General features: G+C 74.8%; 3 protein-coding genes. All 3 read left to right on the forward strand.

What is annotated here, in order from left to right; all coding sequences use genetic code 11:
• Positions 1 to 562 (forward strand): ACT domain-containing protein (locus tag VF697_RS06955; protein WP_331092709.1); only part of this gene is annotated, 562 nt, incomplete at its 5' end.
• 208 nt (positions 563 to 770) lie between these two features.
• Positions 771 to 1367 (forward strand): hypothetical protein, encoded by a 597-nt coding sequence (locus VF697_RS06960; protein ID WP_331092710.1) that lies wholly within the window; start codon positions 771 to 773, stop codon positions 1365 to 1367.
• Positions 1368 to 1388: 21 nt separating this feature from the next.
• Positions 1389 to 1771, forward strand: a 383-nt coding sequence (locus VF697_RS06965) for a hypothetical protein (RefSeq protein WP_414641255.1), incomplete at its 3' end; no start/stop codon positions are given.

Raw genomic sequence — 1771 nt, forward strand, 5'->3', positions numbered from 1 at the left:
GGAGAAGCTGGCGGCCTCCTCGGGGGAGGGCAAGGCGATGCCGGCGGAGGCCTCGGGCTCCAGCAGCATGCTGCCGAGCCTGTCGCGCGTCACCGACTTCGCCAAGAAGCTGGTGGGCAAGCAGAACAGCAGCGGGGTGCAGATCGGCGGCGTGGACGATGTGCTGGTCCGCTTCGGCCGCTGCTGCAACCCGGTGCCGGGAGACCCCATCGCCGGCTTCATCACCCGGGGCCGGGGCGTGACGGTCCACACCGTGGGCTGCGACAAGGCGCTGGCCACGGATCCCGAGCGTCGCGTGGACGTGTCGTGGGACGTGCGCGGCGACTTCAAGCGCCCCGTCACCCTGCGCGTGCTCACCGCGGACCGCACGGGCCTGCTGGCGGACATCTCCAACACCTTCTCCAAGAAGGGCGTGAACATCTCCCAGGCCAACTGCCGGGCCACCGGGGATGACCGCGCGGTGAACACCTTCGAGGTCACCATCTCCGACCTCAAGCAGCTCACCGACCTCATGCGCACCATCGAGCGCCTCCCGGGCGTCTTCTCCGTCGAGCGCATCTAGCCTCCCCTCCCATCCGGGTGGGGAGCGAAGGCCCGCCTGCTCGTCCTCGCGGGGAGGGGAGAAGCCCCTCCCGTCTGGCTGCCCTCTCGATGTGGCGAGGCGGGCTCTCCCGCCGTGCGCTGCGGCGGGGAAGCGCGCTGCACATGGTGCTCGGGAGAGCGCCCGCTGGGGCGCTCGCGGTCTGCACCCCCAAGCGAGGAGATGCCCCATGGACGAGCTGCATCGCGGGACGTTCCGGCCCTGGCCTGGCGTGCGCTGGAGCGCGGTGGCCACTGGCGCGCTGCTGGGCGCCGCCCTGTGGTTGGTGCTGCTGCGCTTCGCGGACGTGCCCCAGGCGCTCGTGCGCGACGACGGGCCTGACCTCGGGCACCGGCTGTGGTGGGTGCTGACGCCGCTGCTCGCCGCCGGGGTGGCGTCGTGGACGGGCGTGTCCGCCTCGGGCGAGCGCGGCATCCGCGGCGCGTACCTGCATGGGCTGCTCGCCTGGGCGGGCGCGCTCCTGCTGGCCGCGCTGGTGGGGCCGGGCAGCGGGGGCGTCCTGCCTCAGCCGGGGTGGAGCGGGCTCGCGGCCGTGGTGGGCGCGGTGGTCGGCGCCGCGCTCGGGCGCGCCATCCTCGCCGGGCGTGTGGCGGGGCCGTGGGCTCATCAGGGGCGTGCTCGCCGCTCCGGGGGGCGCGCAGCGGCCACGAGCGAGACGCGCCCCGCGCCGTGGCGGGAGGTGCTCACCGGGCGGCGGGACACGCCCGAGGGCCGGCCTCCCGCGAAGCAGGAGGGCACGGGGGACCTGGACCACGACCTGCACTGACAACCCGAGGAGGGGAAGGGCATGGCTACGGAGACGACGGGAGAGCTAAGGACGGGCCTCGCGGTACGCGGGGCCGACGGCAGGCACCTGGGGACGTTGGTGGGGCTCGAGAGCGGGGCCCTGGTGGTGGAGCGCGGCTTCTTCTGGCCTCGGCGCTTCACCGTCTCTCGCAGTGACGTCGGCACGGTGGCGGGCGGGGAGGTGCGGCTGCTCGCCGGGGCCGCGACGCGAGAGCAGGGCACGGGGGAGAAGGTCGATCCCCACTCCTGGAAGGACGACTCCGCCCCACGCGAGGCACCCGTCGCCCCCGTGCGCACGCACGCCGAGGCGGGGGATCTGCGGGTGCCCCTGGCGCGCGAGGAGGCCCAGGCGGTGGTCCGCACGCGCGACGTGGGCGCGGTGCG

It is taken from the genome of Archangium sp. (assembly GCF_036388035.1).
Classification (GTDB): Bacteria; Myxococcota; Myxococcia; order Myxococcales; family Myxococcaceae; genus Archangium.